Source organism: Clostridia bacterium (assembly GCA_035561135.1).
Taxonomy (GTDB): domain Bacteria; phylum Acidobacteriota; class Terriglobia; order Terriglobales; family Acidobacteriaceae; genus DATMYA01.
The window spans coordinates 1-2499 of record DATMYA010000054.1 but is presented as its reverse complement, the minus strand read 5'-3'; the positions used below and the strand labels follow the sequence as shown (position 1 = coordinate 2499).

General features: G+C 59.6%; 2 protein-coding genes. Both read right to left on the bottom strand.

Annotated elements, in window-relative coordinates:
• A partial coding sequence (locus tag VN622_12395) for a VOC family protein (GenBank protein ID HWR36660.1) occupies positions 1-428 on the bottom strand: 428 nt, incomplete at its 3' end.
• A 444-nt stretch (positions 429-872) separates the two neighbouring features.
• Positions 873-2015 carry a medium chain dehydrogenase/reductase family protein gene (locus VN622_12390; GenBank protein ID HWR36659.1) on the bottom strand — a complete coding sequence of 381 codons (1143 nt, stop codon included), beginning with the start codon at positions 2013-2015 and terminating at the stop codon, positions 873-875.
• Positions 2016-2499 lie beyond the last annotated feature (484 nt).

Sequence of the window (2499 nt, the reverse complement as noted above, 5' to 3'; positions counted from 1 at the left end):
GTCATCATCGCCTGGAAGGCACGCTTTGCCTCACCGCCACCAGCCGCAAGCGCATCGGTTAGCGCGCGCGGGGTAATTTGCCAGGAGAGGCCCCAGCGGTCCTTGCACCAACCGCACGCGCTTTCTTGGCCGCCATTCCCGACAATCGCGTTCCAGTAGCGATCCGTCTCTTCCTGATTCTCCGTCGCGATCTGGAAAGAAAAGGCTTCGCTATGCCTGAACGCCGGGCCGCCGTTGAGACCGAGACAGGGAACGCCGAGGACGGTGAATTCCACCGTCAGCACATCGCCCTCCTTGCCGCCCGGAAAGTCACCGGGCGCATGGTGAACAGCGGTCACATTACTGTCCGGAAAGGTGGCGGCGTAAAAGCGCGCCGCGTCATGCGCGTCCTTGTCGAACCAGAGGCAGATCGTGTTCTTTGGCTTCATATCCGTGTCTCCTTGTGCTCGATAAAGCGAAGGTCGCGATCTACGCGTCGATCCGATCGGTGACCACCAGGGGATGTCCTGATCTGCTGCAGCCGACGCTTGAAATTGATCGCCCCATCCTACCTTTCTGAATATTATCGCTGGCTCGACAACGAGATCCGAAGGCTATGACGGGCCAATGTGCGTCCCGATCCAGGTTCCTTCTAGACATCAGTCGCGCAAGACGGGAGACAAGCCAACACACTCATACTGGAATGCAGCCAGCGGGACACCGAGCGGATCGTCGGCAAACCGGAAATTGCGCCGGATTGCGAACGATAAGTCGGCTTCCGGCTGGAAAATTCCATATAGTTGGTGACTCGTCCGGAGCGACATGTCCCGGCCATTTCGGCACCTGCCGCCATAAGTTGCGTGCGGTTATTATGCCGTTCGTGCCGCAATCGATCACGCATTGGGCACGAGCACGATCTTGCCGATCACGCCTCCCTTCCCGAGCCGCTCGTGCGCGTGTCGTGCCTCCGTAAGGGGAAGCCGCTGCGCGATGAGCGGCTTGATTTTCTTCTGTTGAAGCAGGTTGAATAGCGCGATCAAATCCTGTCGAAACAATGACGGCCTCAGCCGTTTGAGCGTCTGGATGCTGTAAGGGACCACCCGTTTCCGGCCCGGGAGAAGCCAGCCGCCGGCAATGTACAGCCCAAAAATGGCAATTCCACGAAAGCGATGACGACCACCAGGACGACCGGACGCCAATCGCCCCCCACTTAGCGACGAAGTAAGGCCATATGCCACGACCGTGCCGCCAGGACGCAGAGCATTGCGGGAGCGCCAGATGTGGGCGCCACCGATCGATTCAAAGACGACGTCCACGCCATCGCCCGTGAGGCGGCGGACTTCCTTCACGAAGTCCTGATCCCGGTAATCGATTGGGATACCGCCCAGGTCGGAAACGGCTGAAGCTCCTCGTGACGAACAGGTGCCGTACATCTCCAGCCCGGCGAGCCGACCAAGCTGCAACAGCGCCGAGCCGACCCCGCCTGCCGCGCCGTGAATGAGCACGCGGTGGCCCGATCTGACGTTAGCGGAACGATGCAGCATCTGGTACGCCGTGATGTAGTTCAACACGAGGCTGACAGTCTCGGCGGGATCTAATCCGGGAGGAACCGGAACCAGCTCACGTTGCGGCAGGCAGACGAACTCCGCGTAGGCGCCGCTGATTGGCATCGCAGCAACGATCTGACCTGGTTCGATTCCGGAGACACCGGCACCGAGCCGATCCACAAGGCCAACAAGATCCCACCCTGGCGTGAAGGGCGCCCGGGGCGTCTCGGGATGAGCGCCCTCGCGCGCCAGTAGGTCGGGCAGGGAGACACCTGCGGCCAGCACTCTCAGCCGCACCTCCCCTCGCTTCGGCTCGGGACACTCGTCTTCAACTACCTGCAGCACATCGGGGCCTCCGTAGTGAGTGACGACGATTCGTCTATTTCTGGCCGTGAACACCGGCGGACACGCGACCGACTGGCTCGAAGACGTATCTGTTGAGAGCGTCGCGGCAGCCCTGAGCAGGACGCTGTCGTCAGGTTCACACATAAACCCTCCTGGAATAGTACGCGAGATTTATCCGACAATGAGCTCGCAAAATTTCCTTCGTCATTGTTTTCGTCTGCCAGGAAAGTAACCAGAGTGTTGCGGCCACCAAATGGCCCCTGTCTAATTGCGGCTCCTGAGCAGTGGTCCAAGCGTTAGCAATGCGGAGATGGCCGGAGTGCGCCGAAACGGATTGGGAACGAAAAGTCGGCTTCCGACAGCCCAAGTTTCGGATTGCGCGTGATCCGCGCGGAATCTGGCTCCTACACTGGACGCATCTAGAACTCTTGCTGGCTAATCCCAGTGTCGCTCGAACCCCAGCCACTCCTGCCGCAGATGCCATAGCTTACACTCAAACTACATGCTCAACCGGGGCTATGCCTACACCACAATCATCAGCAGCAAATACCATGGACAAACCCTGCTTTCCCACTTGGCGAGCCTTTACCCCCACTCAACCCCACAAGCCTGGCAACAAAAACTGAAC